The sequence below is a fragment of the Thiohalophilus sp. genome, assembly GCF_031581315.1.
Taxonomy (GTDB): domain Bacteria; phylum Pseudomonadota; class Gammaproteobacteria; order UBA6429; family Thiohalophilaceae; genus Thiohalophilus.
Genome location: NZ_JAVLAZ010000004.1, coordinates 48402 through 49815, shown reverse-complemented (window position 1 = coordinate 49815; position 1414 = coordinate 48402). Strand labels below are relative to the sequence as shown.

Sequence of the window (1414 nt, the reverse complement as noted above, 5' to 3'; positions counted from 1 at the left end):
GAGACAAACCCCAGCTGTTCCTGCTGATCGCGCCGGTTGACCTTGTAGACCAGGCCGTCGATCTCGTAATCGAGCTTGTCGCGTTTTTCCTGCATATCATGGTAGTAATCCAGACAGCCCTGGATTCCCTCGACCACCCGGGTCTCGGAGTTGGTGCGTATACCCCACTCGCGCAACTGCTCCAGCGTCGCGCTGTGGCGATCCGGCAATTCGGCGCCTTCCACCAGCCCCGCGCCGTAGCAATAAAACGACAACGGGCGTTTGGCGGTGAGTCGCGCATCGAGTTGACGCAGGCTGCCGGCGGCGGCATTGCGCGGATTGGCAAAGGTTTTCTCCCCGGCTTGCTCCCGCGTCGTGTTGAGCTGCTCAAAATCCTGTTTGGCAATGATCACCTCGCCGCGCACTTCCAGGCGCGCGGGATAGTCGGAGCCGCGCAGCTTTAACGGAATGGTCTCGATGGTGCGCACGTTCTGGGTGACATCCTCGCCGGTAGTCCCGTCGCCACGGGTGGCGCCGCGCACCAGTTTGCCGTTTTCATACAACAGACTGATGGCCAGTCCATCGAGTTTCGGTTCAACGGCATATTCGATGGTCTCGACCTGCAGCTTCTCACGGGCACGGCGATCGAAAGCCTGGACCTCATCCTCGTCAAAGGCATTGCCCAGGGACAACATCGGCAGTTCATGTTTGACTTCGTCAAATGCCGATAACGGCGTGGCCCCGACGCGCTGGGTGGGGGAGTCGGGGGTGATCAGTTCAGGGTGTTCGGCTTCGAGCTCTTCCAGCTCGCGCATCAGGCGATCGTATTCAGCGTCGGGGATCTCCGGATCGTCCAGCACGTAATAACGGTAATTGTGATAATCGATCTGCTCGCGCAGCTCGTCGATGCGTTGCTGAACTTTATTACTGGCACTCATTATAAATTAAATCCAATCCTGACAAAAAAGATCACCGCTAAGACACGAAGACACCAAGAAGGTCTTTTCAAATTAAATCAGCGAAATATTTCTGGTTCACAATAACGTCATAACTTACCAGCAGATCAAATAAAGTATAAGGTCAAAAGAATTTTACTTGTTGTCTTCGTGTCTTGGTGGTGAATCGTTTGTTTTTATCTTTTTGAACGTTGCTTCTGCAAGCCGGCCATTTTGCGGCGGAACAGGAAGGCTTCGATCTGTTCCTTGAGGTGGCCGATGGTTTGCAGGGTGAGGACGTTGCGCCGTTCGTCGCACAGGTCGCCGCCGAGCTGTTCGGCCAGGTTACGACCGGTTTTGAGCATCAGCTCGAAGGCCTCGCGCGAGTCGATCGGCGCGGGCAGTTGCATAAACAGGGAGAGCCCCGGCGTCTGCAGCTGTTCGATAGCATTGAGATCGAACGTCCCCGGCTCCACGGTATTGGCCAGGCTGAAAACGGG

2 protein-coding genes are annotated in these 1414 nt (G+C 55.8%); both read right to left on the bottom strand.

The window, feature by feature from the left end; translation table 11 throughout:
* A partial coding sequence (ligA, locus tag RI563_RS01140) for an NAD-dependent DNA ligase LigA (RefSeq protein WP_411293562.1) occupies positions 1–920 on the bottom strand: 920 nt, incomplete at its 3' end.
* A 191-nt stretch (positions 921–1111) separates the two neighbouring features.
* A partial coding sequence (locus RI563_RS01135; RefSeq protein WP_310692486.1) for a cell division protein ZipA C-terminal FtsZ-binding domain-containing protein occupies positions 1112–1414 on the bottom strand: 303 nt, incomplete at its 5' end.